Source organism: Nostoc sp. NMS8 (assembly GCF_017115045.1).
GTDB lineage: Bacteria > Cyanobacteriota > Cyanobacteriia > Cyanobacteriales > Nostocaceae > Nostoc.
This window is the reverse complement of record NZ_JABXKK010000085.1, coordinates 1-20389: the sequence shown is the minus strand read 5'-3', so window position 1 is coordinate 20389 and position 20389 is coordinate 1. Positions and strand designations below refer to the sequence as shown.

General features: G+C 39.6%; 12 protein-coding genes. 6 read left to right on the top strand and 6 right to left on the bottom strand.

What is annotated here, in order from left to right; all coding sequences use genetic code 11:
* Positions 1–97: 97 nt before the first annotated feature.
* Together HWQ39_RS15875 and HWQ39_RS15870 are read right to left on the bottom strand one after the other, a co-directional pair.
* Positions 98–1267 carry a PAS domain S-box protein gene (locus HWQ39_RS15875; protein ID WP_292847114.1) on the bottom strand — a complete coding sequence of 390 codons (1170 nt, stop codon included), beginning with the start codon at positions 1265–1267 and terminating at the stop codon, positions 98–100.
* A 1139-nt stretch (positions 1268–2406) separates the two neighbouring features.
* Entirely contained in the window at positions 2407–3699 is a 1293-nt protein-coding gene (locus HWQ39_RS15870; RefSeq protein ID WP_292846682.1) for a hypothetical protein, read from the bottom strand.
* A 649-nt stretch (positions 3700–4348) separates the two neighbouring features.
* On the opposite strand from HWQ39_RS15870, the gene thrB reads away from it, so the two are divergent.
* The 3 genes from thrB (at position 4349) to HWQ39_RS15855 (ending at position 7850) form a co-directional block, all read left to right on the top strand.
* On the top strand, positions 4349–5263 hold the full coding sequence (thrB, locus tag HWQ39_RS15865; RefSeq protein ID WP_292846679.1) for a homoserine kinase: 915 nt from the start codon (positions 4349–4351) through the stop codon (positions 5261–5263).
* 42 nt (positions 5264–5305) lie between these two features.
* The gene (locus HWQ39_RS15860) at positions 5306–5815 is read left to right on the top strand and encodes a hypothetical protein (RefSeq protein ID WP_292846676.1); all 510 of its coding nucleotides are present in this window, start codon (positions 5306–5308) and stop codon (positions 5813–5815) included.
* A 421-nt stretch (positions 5816–6236) separates the two neighbouring features.
* Positions 6237–7850 (top strand): NAD(P)H-quinone oxidoreductase subunit 4, encoded by a 1614-nt coding sequence (locus tag HWQ39_RS15855; protein WP_292846673.1) that lies wholly within the window; start codon positions 6237–6239, stop codon positions 7848–7850.
* A 143-nt stretch (positions 7851–7993) separates the two neighbouring features.
* Here the strand turns inward: HWQ39_RS15855 and HWQ39_RS15850 are convergent, their stop codons facing one another.
* From HWQ39_RS15850 to HWQ39_RS15840, 3 genes are read right to left on the bottom strand one after another with little or no spacing between them, the layout of a single operon-like run.
* Positions 7994–8221, bottom strand: a complete 228-nt coding sequence (locus tag HWQ39_RS15850) for an AbrB/MazE/SpoVT family DNA-binding domain-containing protein (protein ID WP_292846670.1) — start codon at positions 8219–8221, stop codon at positions 7994–7996.
* A 37-nt stretch (positions 8222–8258) separates the two neighbouring features.
* The gene (locus HWQ39_RS15845) at positions 8259–12083 is read right to left on the bottom strand and encodes a hypothetical protein (RefSeq protein ID WP_292846667.1); all 3825 of its coding nucleotides are present in this window, start codon (positions 12081–12083) and stop codon (positions 8259–8261) included.
* A 42-nt stretch (positions 12084–12125) separates the two neighbouring features.
* Positions 12126–13295: a cysteine desulfurase family protein gene (locus HWQ39_RS15840; RefSeq protein ID WP_292846664.1), complete on the bottom strand. Its 1170-nt coding sequence runs from the start codon at positions 13293–13295 to the stop codon at positions 12126–12128.
* A gap of 218 nt (positions 13296–13513) precedes the next feature.
* Between HWQ39_RS15840 and HWQ39_RS15835 the strand changes: the two genes are divergently transcribed.
* Entirely contained in the window at positions 13514–15145 is a 1632-nt protein-coding gene (locus HWQ39_RS15835; RefSeq protein WP_292846662.1) for a DUF655 domain-containing protein, read from the top strand.
* Positions 15146–15200: 55 nt separating this feature from the next.
* On the opposite strand, the gene HWQ39_RS15830 is transcribed toward HWQ39_RS15835, so the two are convergent.
* Entirely contained in the window at positions 15201–16277 is a 1077-nt protein-coding gene (locus HWQ39_RS15830; RefSeq protein WP_292847111.1) for a glycosyltransferase family 4 protein, read from the bottom strand.
* Between the two features lie 621 nt (positions 16278–16898).
* On the opposite strand from HWQ39_RS15830, the gene HWQ39_RS15825 reads away from it, so the two are divergent.
* Positions 16899–17708, top strand: coding sequence for an ABC transporter permease (locus HWQ39_RS15825; RefSeq protein ID WP_366932279.1), 810 nt, complete (start codon positions 16899–16901; stop codon positions 17706–17708).
* 555 nt (positions 17709–18263) lie between these two features.
* Positions 18264–20090: a bifunctional serine/threonine-protein kinase/formylglycine-generating enzyme family protein gene (locus HWQ39_RS15820; RefSeq protein WP_292846659.1), complete on the top strand. Its 1827-nt coding sequence runs from the start codon at positions 18264–18266 to the stop codon at positions 20088–20090.
* Positions 20091–20389: the final 299 nt, after the last annotated feature.

Sequence of the window (20389 nt, the reverse complement as noted above, 5' to 3'; positions counted from 1 at the left end):
TGATACATCAGCCATATTTTCGCGGATACAGCAATTTTTCTGATTGGCAGGCAACTTATCTTTGCTTAAGAAAAATGTAAAATCTACAACGAACTAATTAACCAAAATCTCTCAAAATAATGTGTTTTTTGAAGTCGAAGCTGATTAGACCTTGTTCTTGAAATTTGCCCATCAATCGTGTAATTGTTACCCTTGTGGTGCAGCAGGCACTAGCAATATCTTCGTGAGTAAAGCGAACACTTAGGCGAGTTCCCTCTGGTACAGTTTCACCCACTTCTTGTTTCAAAAGTTGTAATAGATGGTGGAAGCGTTCTTCTACCCGTCGTCTTCCACAAATGACTAAAAAAGATTCTGTTTGCTGTAACCGCTGATTAATTTTTGGTAAAAGCGTATGGCTAAGTATTGGAGAAGCTGCTATTTCTGCCGTGTAAATTGACACCAACTCAACATCAGATAGGGCTGTTGCTTGGTAAATGTTTAGAGATGTCAAACTAGAGCCAAAAACCATTCCTGCTGTTGCCAATCCTATCAGCACTTCTTCACCCGTTTCACAGTAAGTACTGAGTTTGACTAAACCCTGACAAACATACCAAATTACTAATGGATTGAGGGGAATAGTTTCTCCTTTAGAATGTTTATCTAAGGGACGATCTTTGAAGAAGTCGCCGTTATTCTTGACTACTGCTGATTCTACTCGTTTGCGTTCAGTAATATTACGTATCACCCAACGTAGAGAGGTTGCCTTTCCCTGCGGATTGCGGGCAACTGCCACTGTCAAAGCTGCATCAAAATACTCACCATGACGTTCTTTTAACCGTATTAATAGCTCTCTAACTCTGTCTGATTGTGATAGTTGAATGAGTTCGCTGTGAAGGTGCTGGCGTTCTTCTAGAGGGACAAAGTTAATCATTGGTTTGCCCACCAGAAGTTGCTTTGAAACATTGAGTAACTTAGCTGCGGTGAAGTTAGCTTCTTGAATGATTCCTTCTGTATTAGTCACGAAATAGGCGTCAGGCGCAAACTCGAATAAATCTTGGTAGTGTTGCCGTTCTGCTTCTAACCAATTCTGTGTTTGTACTAATTCCTCATTTTGCTGATAGAGTTCCTCGGATGCTAACTGTACTATTTTTGAGGTGTTATGGAGTTCCTTAAAAGCTTGCGGCAGCAGATCCGGGGGAATCCAAGATAATATATTAGCAGTTTGGTATAAATCTGCTAAACGCTTGTGCAATGTTTCTGTGCCTTGGATAAATTTTTCTATGTTCACCATAAATTCCCGCTACTTGCTTGCAGAGGTTGAGCAAAAAAGTCTACTAGGCAAATCCTTGAAAAAATAGCAGCATCCTGATTTTTCTGAGTGAAAAATTTAACTGGTTGTAAACTGCAATTGTTATTCAATTGAACTTATAAAAATACATTTATTTTGGTTTTGGACAATTTATGTTCTAACAGATTAGCCAGTTTTTAAATAATAGGTGTCGCATTTAAACTAAATGTTCAAAGCAAAGTAAATTGAATCTAGCAAATTACTAAGTGTCTATTAAGACCTTTCGCCACTCAGATACTTTTTTACAAAGTATCTTATGTTATTTGCTTAGTATTACTTCTACCTCTGGTGGGACAACTCGGTAAACTCAGCTAAATAGGAGTGCAGGAGTGCCAAATCTGCTGATCTAAGATTATGCTAATTTTTGACTAAACTGATAAGCCAGTCAAAAGAATTACTAGCAAAGAAATCAAACAAGATTCCACAGTCGGAAAACCCTGCATCTCAATCTTATTTTCTGGCTGTTATTGTTTAACCCGCTTTGTAATTCCCCCAATAAGTAATTTAGTACTAATGATAATTCTTTCCATTTTTACCAAGAATAACTGATAAGATTTCCCCTAACTTCCATCACAAGAATTAAGCCACTACTACCAAAGACATAGAATATAAGTTAAGTTTATTTGTGATCCTGAATACGTTGCCTATTAATAAAAGTCACAACAAGAGTTCCAACTTCTTTAAGAGGATGTTTTAAAAGTATTATTGCTAACACCAAAAGCTCGAAAACCTAACCCCTATCCCTACAAAGTAATAGGAGTTTCATCTCAAGTTAAAAACATTTGTATATAAAAGCACGTATTAACTGAATAATTATCCGCCTCTTTAGTTAGAGGATAAATGAAGTAGTAACCTGGTGTAATTTAACAATGCGTCACAGCTAATCAACGCGCAATTTCTAAGGAGTGATGGGTGAGGTGTCAATACTATAAAATCTCGTCACTCCTTTTTACTTTAGAACTTACGCACAAGTTACGGAATAACATAGACGCGCAAAGCGTCGAAGCGGCTGGCCGCAGTCTACCGCAGAGGATACGGAGAAATCAGAGTTTGAGAGATATTTTGCGTAAGCCCTATACTTAACGGATGCCATCATTATCAATAGCACTGTAGCTGTCGGTGGGGAAAAGCCCCAACCAAGGGTCAGAACTAGGAGTTAAAAATAGTTGGGCATATACTTTATCATTGAGCGCTTCCACACTCCTTGTTTGCCTACCCTGTATAAACCATTGATGAATTTGGCTGTGCAGCATGTATTCATTTCTGACTGTATCTAAAGCCATTGTGGCTTCAAATTTTTTTACTATTATCGGCAAGTTATCTTCCTGAGTGTTGGCAGACTGAGACTTTTTAGCTCTGATTAGAGAAATGCTGTTTTGATCTAGTTTGACATCAGCAGCATATAGTTGAGCGATTTTGTCCCACACTTTCTGATCGGTTATTTCCGCTAAGGCATTTTGATTCCGTTCAGCATCAGACTGTAAAGCAGTCAGCATTGGTGTTTCAACTCTCATTTTAGAAACTGCTAGAGAGCTTGCTATTGCTGCTGTCGGTGGCTGATTGGGATTTTTCGGAATTTCCACCAATTTAGGGGGAGACTGGATACCCAGGCGAGATAAATCTGCAACCCATTGAGCTTGGATTGAATTTAGGTGATCGCTATGGTATTTTCTTAGAAAAGACTCGCGATCGCTTGGTGTAAGTTTACTGTAACTTTTTACTGCTACTTCAGCCTGCTGTAGCTGGCGCAAAAATTCTTTGGGACTATATAACCCTGGAATTGCATCAATTGGACGACCTGATGCATCTAATATGTAGTGAATGCTATTGCCTGTAATCGTTCGCTCCAACTTGCGTCCGTCGCCAAAATCAATAGTTACTTTGGGTACAGGGCGCACTGATTGCCAGTGCAAAATGAAGCGGTCTTGAAGCAGTTTAGAAATTTCAACATTCGGATACAGTGCGACTCTGAAGAACCTACTATTTGCACAACTCAGATCTTGATCCAGCCTGCCCAATAACCGTAGAGATAAAATGGGTTTACCACTAGTTTTAGCAGCAGCTTTGGCTTGTTCTATATCAGTGTACCAGTACAGACGAGAGGCGTAACAGTCTCGTTGCTGGCAGAGTTCATCTAAAGCTACACGGAGTACAGGGGAAGGTATAACTGTACCTGAAGAATCGCTATTTAAGGTATTGGCATGAGATTTGAGAAATACTTGTAATCCTGTTGGGCCTTGTTTCCGAAGTACAGAAACTTCTTGAGATAGCTTGGAGATTTCAGCTACAGGAGTTTGAGCATCAGCTGTCTGCAAAAAACTGAAGCTGATTAACATGAGTGCAAAAGGATATTGGAAGGTTCTAAATTTCATATATTTTCCGATTTTACTAATATTTGATATGTGTGCTAATGGTTTTTATAAATCACTTTTAAGACCTTTATTAAAACCTTGTAAATTACAAATTCTGCAAATTATATTTTTTGGAATTTGTAATCTTTTATAGTGTATCTGTAATATAGCAGTCCTAAATCACTCATGGCAATTAGACATATAGCGCTTCTTGTTTGGATGCAATACATTTTGACCTCTCTCCTAAAAGGAGAGAGGCTTTGAAGCTTACTCCCCAACGCTAGTAGGGAACGGGCTGGGGGTTAGGTCTGTATTTCACGCAATTGAGAACCGCTATAGAATTTTTACTGAGCCACAACTACTGCAACTCAAGGCTTGGAAGATGGATAAAGGAACAAGAGATCAAAGTATCGTTAATAACGACCAAAAACTAGTACAACACGGCGTAAAGAAACCACCCATTCAAAATCAATGAAACGCTCACGCTGTATTAATTTTGAACTTTGTTAGCTAGTCTGCGTACCCCTGCGGGGATCTTGCTACGCACAGCGTCTATCTACGACACGCTGCGCGAACGTAGAGAGCGTCATTTTGAATTCCGCCTTGCGGTACTAGCCTCAAAGTGCTACCAATACGTGGGATGCTGGTTGATGATTAGTGAGTTTTACCAATGCCTGTTGTTTCTAGTATCACTGTTACCGTTCCCGCCACAACTGCTAATTTGGGGCCTGGTTTTGATTGCATCGGTGTAGCTTTAAAGCTATACAACCAATTCAAGTTCACTCGTTTAGAAGAGGGTGGGCTAACTATTCATGTTACTGGTACGGAAGCTGAACGAGTCCAAACTGATGAAAATAATCTCCTCTACCAAGCATTTGTTAAGTTCTATCAACATATAGAGCAAACACCGCCCATTGTAAAAATAGAGATTAAGTTAGGTGTTCCGTTAGCAAGGGGTTTGGGTAGTTCAGCCACAGCAATTGTTGCTGGCTTGGTTGCTGCTAATCAACTTGAGGGTACGCCGATCAGTCAGTCACAGGTAATGGAATTAGCGATCGCAATGGAAGGACATCCTGATAATGTAGTTCCAGCTTTGTTGGGAGGATGTCGTCTCGCTGCTACCAGTGGCACAGCTTGGGAAGTTTGTGATGTTCCCTGGCATAAAGATGTTGTCGCAGTTGTGGCTATTCCTGATTTTGAACTTTCCACTTCCGAAGCGCGGGGTGTTCTCCCAACAGAAGTAAGTCGTGCTGATGCGATTTTCAATACAGCGCATTTGGGGTTATTGTTGCGCGGCCTGGAAACTGGTAACGGACAATGGTTAAAGACAGCTCTACAAGATAGATTGCATCAACCATATCGTAAAGCTTTGATTCCTGGTTATGATGCTCTTAACATCGCAGCTGTTAGCGCTGGTGCTTATGGTATGGTGATTAGTGGTGCGGGGCCAACACTGTTAGCTTTGGCAGATAAGTTACACTCAGAGGCAGTGGAGGCGGCGATGTTAGCTGCTTGGCAAGAAGAAGGAATTAAAGCCGAGGTGCGATCGCTTTCTCTCGATACCCAAGGCGCAAAAATTTTTTAAAAAATCAGATGACTATTTCACTCAGCACTTAAAAGTCGATTTATGGAGCAAATTCAGGCTGAAATGGCGGCGCTTAACTCCCAAATACAGATTCTTTTAGAAGAACGCGCCGCACTCACTATTAATAATGTCATCTCTGGCGAGAATGATTCACCCCAGGCAATGGTGGAAGCGTACCGCCGTCAAGCCAGAGAAAATGCCCAATTATCAGTTGAACTCCAAGGCATCGATGCGGCGATCGCCGCTTTGGAAGCCCAGATCAAACAAAAACAAGGTAAGTTAGTGCGATCGCAAGGTGAATCAAAGCAACTTATACTCCAGCAGCAGCTAGAGGAGGCGAAAGAAGTTGCTCAGATTCATGCTGAACGCATTAATCAGCTAGCAGGTGAACTGGCGGCAGAAGTCCGTTTTCTTAAAGCTTGTGCCAATCAACTCAGTCCAATGTATTGGCAGATTTATTACAAGCCCTTCATTACTGGGTTCAAAACAATCTCCGTCCCCTATGTCCGCTCAGATGGGGAAGTTTGGACAATTGTCAACCGGATTGTTTAATGTTTTAGCCTTTTCGTTTGTATGCAATACATTGACCTCTCTCCTAAGAGGAGAGAGGCTTTGAATCTTACTCCCCTTCCCTTATAGGGAAGGGGCTGGGGGTTAGGTCTATGACTCAACTTAGAAGCAGAGACTAAATAGCCTTGACAATTGGGCTTAACCATGAAATATGACGGGATTGTAACGGTAGCTTTAGCTGCCGTTTTTTGTTGACGTTGCAAAAGTTTACATTTTGAATGGAAAACGGCTAAATCCGATAAGTATTTATTCTTATTTATCCTGAAAAACTGACATTTGACGAGTATATATTCTTATCGACATTAAAAATTTAATCTTTTAAAGCTCAACAATGTTTACAAAAGTAAAGACTCCTTAATATAATGTAACCAAAAGCGAGAAGTCAAATTGATTGTCAGAAGTGATGAATGCTATTGAATTTCCCTGGCTAACAGCCATAATCCTCTTACCCTTAGTGGCAGCCTTAGCCATCCCCCTGATCCCAGACAAAGAAGGTAGAACTGTGCGGTGGTATGGTTTGGGAGTTGCTTTTGCCGACTTTGCACTGATGATTTATGCCTTTTGGTATAAGTACGACTTTCAGAGTTCAACACTGCAACTTGTAGAAAACTATCCCTGGATACCGCAATTAGGTTTGCATTGGGCTGTGGGGGTTGATGGTTTATCGATGCCCTTGCTACTTCTGACAGGCTTAATAAATACCCTCGCAATATTCGCGGCTTGGAAAGTTACCACCAAGCCGCGATTATTTTATGGTTTGATGTTAGCGATGTACAGCGCCCAACTTGGCGTATTTGTCGCCCAAGATTTGTTGTTGTTCTTCCTAATGTGGGAAATCGAGTTAGTGCCGGTTTACCTGCTGATTTCCATCTGGGGAGGACAAAACCGCCGTTATGCAGCTACCAAATTCATCCTTTACACCGCCGCTGCATCAATATTTATCTTGATTGCTGGTTTTGCAATAGCATTCTCTGGAGATACCGTCACCTTCGATATGGCGACTCTGGGAATGAAAGAATATCCCAAAACCTTGGAATTATTGGTTTATGCAGGTTTCTTGATTGCCTTCGGTGTGAAGTTACCAATTTTCCCTTTACACACTTGGCTACCTGATGCCCACGGTGAAGCATCAGCACCCGGTTCGATGATTTTGGCTGGCGTGTTGTTAAAAATGGGTGGTTATGCCCTCATCCGCTTCAATGTGGAAATGTTGCCCAATGCCCATGTGACTTTTGCCCCAGTGTTAGCAATTTTGGGTGTGGTTAACATTGTCTACGGTGCTTGCTGTGCCTTTGCCCAAACCAATCTCAAACGCCGCCTGGCTTACTCTTCAATTGCCCACATGGGGTTTGTGCTGATTGGCATTGCTTCCTACACAGAGTTAGGAATCAGCGGTGCAGTGCTACAAATGGTTTCCCACGGCTTGATTGCTGCTAGCTTGTTCTTCCTCTCTGGCGTGACTTACGATCGCACCCACACCTTGATGATGGATAAAATGGGCGGTATGGCCAAGGTAATGCCCAAAACCTTTGCTTTGTTTACCATTGGTTCAATGGCTTCTCTTGCCTTACCTGGAATGAGTGGTTTTGTAGGTGAGTTAATGGTATTTCTCGGTATCGCCACCAGTGATGTTTACAGTTCCAGCTTCAAAATTGTAGTTGTGCTGCTGTCAGCCATTGGCGTAATTTTGACACCAATTTATTTACTGTCGATGCTGCGCCAAGTGTTTTATGGTGAGCAAAGTCAAGAGTTGCACTTGGATGCTGTAATATCTGATGTCAAACCCCGCGAAATATTTATTACCGCTTGTTTGCTGCTACCAATTATCGGAATTGGTTTCTATCCCAAATTAGCAACGCAGACTTATGATGTAAAGGCAGTAGAATTAGCCACTCATGCTCGTCAAGTTCTACCAGTAGTTGCTCATCAACAACCATCAAGTCTGTACTCACGGATTTTTTCTGCACCAACATTGGCTAATTCTCAAGTTGAAAGTTCAATTAATATTTCTGAGTAAATTAACTTCCCATTAAGGGGCTGCAAGTAAATTCTAAATATTCAGGGGAATAAAGGGGTGGTTATGAAACCACCCCTAAAATTTTGGAATTTATTGAGTTGAAACAGATTTTTAAGTAGGAGCAATTCATGCAGGTATCGCATTTAAAAACTTTCTCTAGTGTCAATAATTGGCTGAACTATAGAATTCATGAAGTCATCAGAGAAATTGTCTAGACTATCAATGAGGGATTCCCAAGGGTTGTCTTTGGCAATCAGGACAATGACGTTACTAATTTTTTTGATGTAAACTTCAGTCCCAGTAAGTTGAAAGTCTTCGGGTAAAATAACCATTTGATGAGTACCATCAGTGGCAATTTTAGCAGTGTTCATGGTGTTTTTCTCCTTAAATTAACTAGTATTTCATAACCTAGTCATATATGAAGTCCCGCTTCTTTTCTTTTTCAATTTCTTCCCGTAGCCCCTTAATAAGTTCTTCTACGTATTGCTTATGTTCCAGAAAAGCTACTTTATTGAAAAGTGGAAGCAACGACTCTAAATACTCAAGCTGCTTCTGATACATGGGAACCCGACTTCCTGAACTACTCCAAGAGCTAGGTTCTAGGCGAAGTTTTTTAAAGTCATCAATTTTTCTGTTATTTTTTATAAAAAAATCAACAAAGTAATGTCTTCTTTCATATGAGAAGTTTGTAATTATATCAAATATAAACTGGCTAAATGGAATGTCATCACATCGAAATTCTAGTGATTTTACCAGGATATGATCTTGCCGTTCCCACAAAGTTGTATTGTCTTTTCCATCTGCACTGAGAATGAAAAATTTGCTAAGTCTAATAGAGCCTAAGCTAAGATACTCCTTATCCTGTTGATAAATATATTCAATTATCTGCGTCATCAGGTTCTCATGGTTGTCACATCGCCATAGAAAGGAATAATCTCGTCTATTATCAAAATGATATGATTGATATTCTGGGTGATAAATCCACTCCATGTATTCAAGGATGAATTCTGGATCGCATTTTAGAATATAAGCAAAGTATTTTCCATCATCATCTATATTCCAGTCATTTTTCAGGACTTGAAGATAAGCTTTTTTTAGTACATCCAATTGATTATCGAAATACTTAAGCAAAACTGTACTAACTTTGTATCTATCAAATAAGCATGATAATGGGTAAGATTTATTGGAGTTTTTAGAACCATTTGCCAGGAGAATTTTGACTATCTTAAGCAAGACATTTTCATCCAGGACATGATATTTAAGAACAAAATCCAAATCGTCTGGTATCTCACCTGCCTCACTTTCTATATAGAGGCTATAAAGCTGAACTAGATGTTCTTCTCTAATCAGTTCTTGAGGTAATAAACTATAAAAGTCAAACAACCACTTTCTTTTTAAAGAATAAGAACTTTGGTTGATAATTTCAAAAGTTTTATCAATACCTAAAACTTGAATTAGGTGATTGATAAGTCGAAAATCATTAATCTTCAGTGGATTTCCAAGGCTAATGTAATTTTTCACTACATCAGAATAGAGTTGTGGATCTCGATTTGCCAGATTAATAAGCACTCTGGCTATTTGGCTTGGAAAATGGTATATATTATGATTTCGGCGGTCTATTTCCTCCTGAATCTCAAGGCATTGCTCAAAGAATTGCTTGTAGTCTTCCAAGTTATAGGTTACAAAAAAATCTTGAATTCGTTGCTGTCTAAGTTGCTCGTATTCCTCATATTCTAGATTTAAATGTCGTCTCTCTAGTCGATCAGAAATAATAATTTCAGACATTCTATAGGTTTTATTCGTAAACAAATCGCGTAAAGTTTCACACAATAGACATCTCCAAAGATTAGCCATCAGTTTAAGCAAAACAAGGTTTTGATGGTCATTCTGGCAGATTTCTAATTTTTTATCCTCTAATTTGTCTAAGTAGTTTTGAACTATGAGGCAATGAGAATAGTTACTGGCATCCAGATATGATTCAATGAAAGGAAGCACCTCTGATGAATCTTGGATAATTATTTCATTTACTGAGACTGTGTAGCCTGATGTACTGTAGTTGTAAAGAAGATTAAGCACATCTTCCTTGAGAATAGTTAGTTGATAAAGTTGGAATATCCTCTGCCAAATTTCTTGTCTAAGTTCAACTATTTCTGGCGTTGGTGGTAACGTGAAGTTAAAGATGTTGATCCCTTTCCCTTTCATCCTGGTAGTGTTGAAGTCGGTGTAAAGATAATATTCACCCACCGCAATAAATAGCTTTGAAAACATTATACTTTCACCATCTTCAACCCGTTCCCACAGTACATCAATTACTATCTGCTGAATATCAAATCCATAACGATAAGATTCGTGATCAAACCTAAATCGTTCGGCGAGAAGATAAAGCACTTGCGATATTTCGGTCGGTCGTTTTGTGACATACTCTAAAATAAGCTCTAATGCCATTTGAAGATTATTCTTATCTGAATGGTTGAATAACCCTAGTATGCTGAGGAGAGAAAGTGATGGGATATTAGAGTTAGCCTTAATTTCCAAGTTAGAGAGGTCTGCTAATTCCGGTTCCATTGCAGAAATACAGCTCTGAATATATACAAGGATATCTGTTTGCTTGAGAAACCAGAACACCTGTATTAACTGCATCAGGTTTTTTTCGTCTCCTGCATTTTGATATGTTTGCCATGCTTGATTAACGTGTGGACGTATTACCTCTATGATTCTTTCACGATCAAAGGTATTCATAACGGGATTGAGAGCGTCAACAATTCGATACTGAAGCTGAGGGAAAAAGTGATTTAGAAGAACAGCGAAATTGAGTAATTTTTCCTTAAAGAAGGCAAGGTAAAAAAGATAGGTAGCGAGAACTTGATCCGAGACTCGCACAATCTCATTCCCGTACATATCGAGCAATTCATGATCATGTAGCTGGCAAACAGCTCTCCAAAAAACTTCTTGGCTAATACCAAATGCTGTCTCAATTTCCTCCATCATCTTTTCATTTGAACGATCTACCCTCCTAAAAAATGTAACAATACCAGCAGCTTTCAAGAGGTTTTCATCACCGAATTCTTGCAAATCTTTTCGGATTGAAGAGTAATACTCGTCGTAAACATTAGATACATTATTAATGCTTTCAAGTCTATTTTCTCGTTTTGCTAACAGTGCGGTCATGATTGCAATACGAGGATTTCCTTGTGCAATGTCGGCAATTCTGTTAAGATAGAGGCGATTAAAAATTTCGTACTCATCCTGAAGTATTTGCTTTATCTGATTCTCATCCAAAGAGTTTAGCTCTACCTCAGTCCAATTTCTATAGGACTGCGCTAATTCCTTAACTTTTTCAAAGGCATAATCTCGAACAGTAGCAATGACCTTTATTTGTTGATCCTCGCGTTGATCATGAAGGATTTGAATGAAGTAATCAAATGAGTTGACCCGATTTGCATCATCTACAAAAATGAGGTGACAACCCGGTTCTGAAAAATAGACACGGAGATCCTCAAAAATATCTGCTCCTCGAATAAAAATACATCTAACCTGATATTCAGGGTGACTTGCTAAAAATTGATTGCAACATTCGAGCGCCAATCGAGATTTACCAATGCCTGCCTTGCCAGACACAATAACAAGATTACTGTTATTTAATCCTTGCGATACTTGCTCTAACTCTTCCTCTCGAAAGTGGAAAGTTGTATTAAGAGGAGTAGCCGCTTTTTTATCGTAAGCCTTAATAAATTCATCAAGATCAACGATTTGTCCTGTATCTACCTCAACTCCAAGGAAATCTCTTGCAATGCCTGGATATTTTTGGTAAAGATCATAAGATATAGGGCCAAGACCAAAGATATTAAGGTTGACTCCCCGGTTCTCGCATTCCTTCCTCAATAAAACTTCTTCGTCTGGGGAAAGCATCGATGTGTGACATAAAACTATCTCTTGGATTTCTTCAACAGATATTCCCGTTTTTACCTCATCAAAGCACTTGTCGAGGTCTTTCTTAAATTTCAGAGCAACTCCTTTTTTCTCTGTTGTGTATTCTGCAAAGACATACTTTCCATTGGGTAGCACTACTAATGTATCAGGAGTTCCTGTCCTCACTTTGTCAGCGCCAATTACAGATCCAAGGGGATTGATCTGCTCATATCCTTTTTTGTGAAGGTAAGCATCGGCAATCTTTTGGAACTTTTCACCGCTTTGTTGCCGTAGTTCATTTTGGATCTGGTTAATTTTTGACATATAACTTTACACGGTTGAAATCTTAGTAGCGTTGCCAATAATTTAACGCTTAACTAAAGATAAATCCGGTGTCAGCCTTTGCAAAACTTGCTTCAACACCATCACTGTCCAATCTATATCAGCTTCCGTCGTATCACGCCCCAATGTGATGCGAATTCCGCCCAAAGCGGCTTTTTCGGAATAGCCCATCGCTAACAATATCGGGCTGGGGCTAAGTTTACCACTGTGACACGCAGCACCAGCACTGATGCCGATGCCTGCAAGGTTTAACTGTCGTACCAAGGTTTTACCGCTCAATTTTTTACCATCAGTGTTTTCTAAGCACATACTGACATGGTGAGGTAAACGATCGCAGCTATCCCCTGTAGCAATTAAACCAGGAATCTCAGCTAATTGGGCAAAGGCGCGATCGCGTAACTCAATTAAACGTGGTGTTTCTGTAGCCAATTCTTTGGCTGCTAATTCTACTGCGATACCAAATCCGGCAATTATTGGTACTGCTTGCGTACCAGAACGCAATCCCATCTCTTGTCCACCACCAGCTATTAAAGGCATCAATTCCACGCCAGGACGCACATACAGCGCCCCTACACCTTGGGGGCCATATATTTTATGACTAGAAAGACTAAGTAAATCTATAGACAGTTGTTGCACATCTATGGGTAAATGTCCCGCAGCTTGCACCGCATCTGTATGGAATAAAGCACCATGCGATCGCACAATTTTACCCAGTTCTGCGATCGGTTGGACAGTCCCAACTTCACTTTGAGCGTAAATTATAGAAACTAAAACTGTGTTATGTCGCAACGCCGCCTTTAAATCTAAGGGATTGACTCTGCCTTTCATATCTACGGACAGGCGTGTAACTTCCCAACCCCAAGTTTCTAGAAATCGTGCTGTTTCAGAAATTGCGGAATGCTCAACGCTGGAAATAATTAGATGTTGAGGAACAGCATACAACCGAGCCACACCCATAATCGCCAAATTATCTGCTTCAGTGCCGCCAGAGGTAAAAACGATCGATTCAGGAGTGGCGGCGTTAATTAAACCAGCAACTTGGACTCTAGCTAGTTCCACAACCGTTGCTGCCCGTTGTCCCCACTCATGTAAGCTGGAGGGATTGCCCCACTGTTGAGTGAGGATTGTTTGCATAACTGCGATCGCTTCTTTTCGAGTGGGTGTAGTGGCGCTGTAATCTAAATAAATTTGCATATAACCGAATAATGGTGAGAACACAGGTTAGTAGTAGGCTGCTGTTCTTGTCAGCATATACAGTTTTGGTGGACAAATCCTGAAAAAATCTCTGTAATTCTGCCTTTAGCAATGGATTTTTCCCAATACTAGGAAAGCTATTTCTCTACTTCATTCAGAACGCAAAATTTTGGGAATGATAAATATGTCCACTCCCAATCCACTTTTAACAGATTACAGTGCAACTTATTTCTAGCCAAAGATATTTTTTATATATCTTTTTACTGATATTCTCCCTCGCTGGTTGTCAACGAGTCCAGTCTTCTAGTCAGCGTCCAGCACCCTTACCACAAGATCCGCTAGTTCAAGTTTACTTTAACCATTCTGAGTCTTCAGAATACCAAGAAACTTACCGTCAGCAAACTCGCCTTGGGGATGATTTAGAAAAACAGATTGCCGATGCTATTACGCACGCTAAATCTACAGTAGATGTGGCGGTACAAGAATTACGTTTACCCAAAGTTGCCCAAGCACTGGCTGATAGACAAAAAGCTGGGGTAAAAGTCAGGATAATTTTAGAAAATACCTATAGCCGACCTTGGAGTAGCTTAACATCTACGGAAGTCGATAAGTTAGATAAAAGAGAACGGGAACGCTATAATGAATCCCGCAAATTTATCGATATTAACCAAGATAATCAACTTAGTCCAACAGAAATCAATCAAAGAGATGCTTTAATGATTTTGCAGAATGCCAAAATTCCCTGGCTAGACGATCGAGCAGATGGTTCAGCAGGTAGCAGTTTGATGCATCACAAATTTGTGATTGTGGACAATCGCCTTGTAATTATCACTTCAGCAAATTTTACATTAAGTGACACCTCTGGAGATTTTACAAATTCCAGCAGTTTAGGCAATGCCAATAATTTATTGCAGATTGACAGCCCAGAATTAGCATCTTTATTTACAGAAGAGTTTAATATTATGTGGGGGGATGGGCCAGGAGGTCAACCAGATAGCCGATTTGGTTTAAAAAAGCCGATGCGTTTACCTAAACAAATAACTTTAGGTAACACCAAAATTACTGTGCAATTTTCGCCTACTTCTCCAATTCAACCTTGGAGTAATAGTAGTAATGGTTTAATTGGCAAAACTTTAGATTCAGCAACCCAATCTATTGACATGGCGTTATTTGTTCTTTCCGAACAGCGTCTTGCCAATATTTTAGAAAAACGCCATCAACAAAGCGTAGAAATTCGCGCTTTAATTGAACCACAATTTGCCTACCGTCCTTACAGCGAAGCATTAGACATGATGGGGGTTGCTCTCAGTAACAAATGTAAATATGAAATTGACAATCATCCTTGGTCAAATCCAATTACTACCGTGGGCGTACCTGTGTTAGCCAAAGGTGATTTATTGCATCACAAATTTGGTGTTCTTGATAGTCAAACAGTAATTACAGGTTCTCATAATTGGTCTGATGCTGCCAATAATGGTAACGATGAAACTCTTGTAGTAATTGAAAATCCGATAATTGCTGCCCATTATGTCCGAGAATTTGCGCGTCTTTATAGCAAAATTAAACCCGGATTACCGCCAGCAGTTCAAGAAAAAATTAAATTAGAACAAACACGGTGTCCGCAAATAAAAACTTCTTCATCAAGTGAAGTACAAGCAATTCAAAAAGTAAATATCAACACCGCAACTTTAGAAGAATTGGCAACTCTCCCTGGCGTAGGTAAAAAGTTAGCACAGCGAATAATTATTAGTCGTCAACAGCAAAAATTTACATCTTTACAAGACTTAGAACGAGTTCCAGGAGTGAGTGCTAAAATGTTGGGAAAATGGAGCGATAGCATTACTTGGTGAAAATGTACAGATGTGCATTCCTACGATGATTACACAAATGTGATATTTAAATGCGCTAGCTAGCTAAATTAACTAAACTGCGGAAATGCCCATTTTGGGAAAATCGTTCTGCTATTACTTGTTTATAAACTGTTTCATAGCCATCAGTCATGTGCCTGACGCTGAAAAGGTCTTCTACATACTGACGACAGGCATAGCGGTCTAACTCTATGCTGCGATCGATGGCACTGATGCACTCTTGGATATTATTGCAAAGAAAACCCGTCTTACCGTGAGAAATTACCTCTTCAGTAGACCCCAATTTCATTGCAATCACTGGCGTACCCGAAGCCATTGACTCAATCATTACCAATCCAAAGGGTTCTCGCCAGGTAATGGGGAACAGAGTTGCGACTGCACCACCCATGAGGGCATTTTTTTGAGCATGGTTCGCTTCACCCAGATATTCAATTTGCTCTCCATCAATGTGTGGTTTGATTTCCTTCTCAAAGTATTCCAGATCAACGGTATCTATCTTACCTGCCATTTTTAAATGCCAACCGGCAAGTTTGGCAATTTCTATAGCTAAATGCACTCCTTTTTCAGGAGACATTCGACCCAAAAACGCCAGGTAAGGGGGATCTTGTGGTTGAGAGTGAAACTCATAACTACTGACATCAATCCCGTTATAAACCGTTGCTATAGAGTTCAACCCTAACCTTGGTTCTCGTTGTGAATTGGAAATATTGACGTAGGGTTGTTTTTTACCAAAACTAAACATCTTTTCGTTATCAGGGGTAAAAATACCGTGCAACGTATGAACCGTAGGGGTTTTGACAAGATTTGCGTAAGCTAGTGCCCCATATCCGATATGGGAGTGAATAATATCAAACTCTTCTGCACGTTCGTACACTGAAGCGATATTCAGCATCTCGTAAATGCCGTAATCTTTGATAGTAGGATCGAGTCTGAGGGCACGTGGATGAACTGACATTAGTTTTGCCAGACTAATAGAATCGCCCGATGCAAATAGAGTTACTTCGTGTCCGCGTCGGACTAATTCATCGGTCAGTAACCCTACTACTAACTCTATGCCACCATAAGCTGGAGGCGGTACTCTTTCCCACAATGGAGCTATTTGAGCAATTCTCATCATAAACCTCCTAAAAAATCAAACTTGAGAAGTTTTTTATTTCTGTTGTTTTAGTGCTTATAATTGATTCACTTTGGCATCAGAAAGTAACTTCAGATATTAAACTTATTAACAATTCCCTTCAAATCTTACGCTCTTACTTCTATACTTTTTGTCTATCCTAGTACGGAAATTACCCACTCCTAAAGAGGTAAATATATTCTCATTTATAAATTTTTGTATTATTTTTTGCAGTTTTCAATATAGATTTATTTTCTAAATAGGAACTTGATCAAATCATCAAAAACTAGCTTTTAATGGTTAAATTGGGCGAAAAAACTCTATTTATAACTATCAATTATCTGATTTTAAAATGTTAATTAAAGAATAAAATGTGTAGAGACTATTTGGACGGCTTTCCGTACAAGGATAAATTGTGGTTGTCCAAAAGGTAGATTTAAGAAACGCAGGAGGCAGAAGGAAGAAAACTTTAGTTCTAGGTATAGAGCGGCAGTCAAAAAAAGAATTGCGACAAGACGCGTAGCACAACTCGCATTGCGTCTTTGAAGGAGAGTTAGATAGTTGACTTATTACATTAAATATGATATTTTGTATTGCTATCAATAAAAATCATATATAAGCGTGAATATCTCTCCATCTCTCAAAAAACCGCGTGTCTCATGGCAGGCGGTTTTCTCAGTGCTGATGTTTGTGTTCATGTACCTGCCCATACTGGTACTTAGCTTTTATAGCTTCAATCAATCGCCCTACAGTGCAACTTGGCAAGGATTCACTCTCGACTGGTATCGCAAGTTGTTTAGCGACGATCGCATTTTATCGGCTTTGCAAAATAGTATGATTGTTGCTGGTTGTGCTGTGGCAATTTCAGCAGTGCTAGGAACCTTGATGGCGGTTGGGTTGGCGCGTTACGAATTTCCTGGTAAGAAATTATATCGGGGTGTTGCTTACCTACCATTGATTATTCCTGATATTGCGATCGCAGTGGCTACCCTAGTATGTCTAGCGGCCTTTGCAATCCCTTTAAGTTTGTGGACGATAGTTGCAGCCCATATAGTGTTTTGTCTCGCCTACGTCGGACTTGTAGTTGCTTCCCGACTGACTAATTTAGATCCACACTTAGAAGAAGCAGCACTAGATTTAGGCGCTACACCAACCCAAGCTTTCATCCAAGTATTGTTACCTCAATTAATGCCTGGGATTGTCGCTGGTTGTCTCTTGGCTTTTGTCCTCAGCTTAGATGACTTTCTCATTGCCAGTTTTACAGCTGGTAGCGGTTCTAACACCTTACCAATGGAAATTTTTAGCCGCATTAGAACAGGAGTTAAACCTGATATTAATGCTTTAAGTGTAATGTTAATTTCTGTATCTGCGATCGTTGCTCTTGTCGCTGAGTTAATTCGCGTTTCGGGAGAGAATAAAAATTTCAAATAAGAGTCACAATTGGCAATAAACTAAGAGTCAGAATACAGAATTTATAATTCAAAATTTAGAATACTCTACCCATAAAGGGATAGAATTTTAAGGTGAATATACTTAATACTAGTTTTGCCCACTATTACACTCGCTTTAAGCAATCAATATTTATAACCCACTCGTACATAATTAATACTGTTAGCGGATAGCTAAGGTTTAGCCCCGAGCTTTCGGAGTCTGCGGTTCCGCTCCTGTGTTCTGAATTCTTCTTATAAAAATTATAGGGTGTTTGGTTCTTAGTGAACTTTTTGGAATAGCGAACAACAGCTATATTACTTAGGGTGCATTGGGCTTGCCATAAATTACTAATATCATGGCAATTTGCCAGACTTTCTGCTAGCATAACGTCTTACTATAGATAAGCAAATAAATAGAATTTATTAATTCTTGATCCTCGTGTGAAAGATAGTTTTAAACACATGAATAAACTTCCGTGTTCGCTTCTCTACATAACTGTTTTCAATTAGATAATATTGGGGCTAACTTTGGAGAAGATGCTATTTCCCCCTCATTATGCAAATCTGCCAAAATCCCAATTGCTCAAATCCATTCAACTCTGATAGCAATAGATTTTGCGTGAGTTGCGGACAAAGCAACTTTGGCAAACTTCTCAGAAACCGTTACCGCGTATTAAGACTCTTAGGTGAAGGTGGATTTAGTAGAACCTATGCTACAGAAGATGTCGATAGACTAAACGCGCCTTGCGTCATCAAGCAATTTTTCCCACAATTTCAAGGAACAGGACAACGCACGAAAGCAGCAGAATTTTTTAAAGAAGAGGCTTTTCGGTTGTATGAATTGGGAGAAAATCATACCCAAATTCCCAGATTACTAGCTTATTTTGAACAAGGTACTAGTTTGTATCTCGTACAAGAGTTTATTCAAGGAAAAACTCTCTTACAAGAAGTTCAGCAACAAATTTATGGCGAACAACAAATTTGGGAACTTTTAGCTGATTTATTGCCAGTTCTGGAATTCATTCATACCCATAACGTCATTCATCGGGATATCAAACCAGAAAATATTATCCGTCGTGCCAGTGATAAAAAACCCGTATTAATTGACTTTGGCGGTGCTAAACAAGTAACACAAACCAGTATAGGCAGACAAGCTACAGTAATTTATACCCTTGGCTATGCCCCAACAGAACAAATGGCTGGATTTGCTTGTCACGGCAGTGATTTGTATGCTTTGGGTGTAACTTGTGTGCGTCTTTTAACTCAATGTTTGCCTTTTCAGGATGCTTCTGGACAAGTTAAAGATCCTATTTATGATGCCATGAATGCTAAATGGTTGTGGCGCGAACGTTTACAGCAAAAAGGTATTACTATCAGCGACGACTTAGGGAAAATTTTAGATAAATTACTCAAACATTTACCAAGTGAAAGATATCAAACAGCAGTAGAAGTTATCAACGATTTGAAGTTTATAACATCGAACATTGAACCTGTTGTCCTAAAAATTGTTTCGATGCCTCAACCTATATTACCGCCGCTACCACAAAAAATAATCGTACCATTACTTCCCTTAGAAACCTTTGAATTTGATGTAGTGACAGTAGACACAGGTGGTAGAGAAGTCAACCGCATGAGTTGCAATACTAACTTCTTTGCCGAAGAATTGAGTAAGTCTGTCACATTAGAAATGGTATCAATTCCTGGCGGTACTTACATGATGGGTTCACCAGAGTTTGAAGGAGATGCTGACGAACGTCCTCAACATCAAGTTACCGTCGAACCATTTTTTATGGGGAAATTTCCCATAACTCAAGCACAATGGAGAGTAGTCGCAGCTTTACCTAAAGTCAAACAAACTTTAAATCCTCATCCATCGAAATTCAAAGGTTTAGATAGACCAGTAGAAAATGTATCTTGGTATGAAGCTGTAGAATTCTGTCTCAGGCTATCAGAAAAAACTGGACGCGACTATCGTTTACCAAGTGAGGCTGAATGGGAATATGCTTGTCGTGCTGGAACTACAACATCCTTCCACTTTGGTGAAACCATTACCCCTGAGTTAGTTAGCTGCACTATGGAACCAAAAAGTAAATTCCGTAAAGAAACAACAAACGTTGGCAGTTTTGAAGTCGCCAACGCCTTTGGATTATATGATATGCACGGGCTAGTTTGGGAATGGTGTGCTGATTCGTGGCACAACAATTATAACGATGCACCCTTAGATGGAACAGCTTGGGAAGTTGGTGGTGATATTAATCGCCGAGTGCTACGCGGTGGTTCTTGGAGTTTCAATGCAGAACTTTGTCGCAGCGCCAGTCGCAGTTGGAATGAGTCAGATGGTGGACTGAGGATTTGTGGCTTTAGAGTAGTAATTTCACTCTAGATATTAGACCTCTTGCAAAAATAAATTATGGTATAGTGATGGGTTATAAAAATTTGCTTCCTATCTTTATCAGACATCCCAATGAGGTAACAAAAGTTCTCTGTATAGATTTTGATATGGATTTTTTATAAAACCTCTAATCATACCACAAAACTTTTTTGCAAGAGGTATATTAACATCGTTTTGCTTAGTTTCTCATCGGCTAATCGGCATTCAAATTGCATAATGAGGGCAGGCAGGATGCCATTGGTGTCAACTTAACGCGAAACCGCTTGTCCGCCGGGAATTGAAATTCCCGT

Bases quoted from the DNA above. Each gene is read 5' to 3' on its own strand.
- HWQ39_RS15870 (WP_292846682.1), bottom strand. From the start codon at position 3,699: ATGAAATTTAGAACCTTCCAATATCCTTTTGCACTCATGTTAATCAGC.
- thrB (WP_292846679.1), top strand. From the start codon at position 4,349: ATGCCTGTTGTTTCTAGTATCACTGTTACCGTTCCCGCCACAACTGCT.
- HWQ39_RS15860 (WP_292846676.1), top strand. From the start codon at position 5,306: ATGGAGCAAATTCAGGCTGAAATGGCGGCGCTTAACTCCCAAATACAG.
- HWQ39_RS15855 (WP_292846673.1), top strand. From the start codon at position 6,237: ATGAATGCTATTGAATTTCCCTGGCTAACAGCCATAATCCTCTTACCC.
- HWQ39_RS15850 (WP_292846670.1), bottom strand. From the start codon at position 8,221: ATGAACACTGCTAAAATTGCCACTGATGGTACTCATCAAATGGTTATT.
- HWQ39_RS15845 (WP_292846667.1), bottom strand. From the start codon at position 12,083: ATGTCAAAAATTAACCAGATCCAAAATGAACTACGGCAACAAAGCGGT.
- HWQ39_RS15840 (WP_292846664.1), bottom strand. From the start codon at position 13,295: ATGCAAATTTATTTAGATTACAGCGCCACTACACCCACTCGAAAAGAA.
- HWQ39_RS15830 (WP_292847111.1), bottom strand. From the start codon at position 16,277: ATGAGAATTGCTCAAATAGCTCCATTGTGGGAAAGAGTACCGCCTCCA.
- HWQ39_RS15820 (WP_292846659.1), top strand. From the start codon at position 18,264: ATGCAAATCTGCCAAAATCCCAATTGCTCAAATCCATTCAACTCTGAT.